We start from the raw sequence: 256 nt of genomic DNA, 5'->3' as shown, positions 1-256 counted from the left end.
CCCATTGCGCAAGCAAGTAAGATCCCTCAAAGACGATGAGGTAGATAGGTTCGGGGTGGAAGCGCGGCGACGCGTGCAGCTGACGAATACTAATCGATCGAGGACTTAACCAACACCGTTGTTTTCATATGTCGCATATCCAGTTTTGAAGGCGCAAGCCGCAAGTTTTTTTCAAAAAAAAGCTTGCAATACCAGGTAGACTTGGTATAATAAAACTTGTCTTTCAAAAACAATCCAGTCCAGTGATGATGGCAAA

At 44.5% G+C, this 256-nt stretch carries 1 rRNA gene; it reads left to right on the top strand.

From position 1 onward, the window contains the following. Positions 1-113 (top strand): 23S ribosomal RNA (locus HU147_RS19675); the annotation flags it as partial. Positions 114-256: the final 143 nt, after the last annotated feature.

Origin of the sequence: Planococcus chinensis, from assembly GCF_020071995.1 — a bacterium.
Classification (GTDB): domain Bacteria; phylum Bacillota; class Bacilli; order Bacillales_A; family Planococcaceae; genus Planococcus; species Planococcus chinensis_A.
The sequence above is the reverse complement of the archived record's forward strand: the minus strand, read 5'-3'. Positions and strand labels throughout refer to the sequence as shown.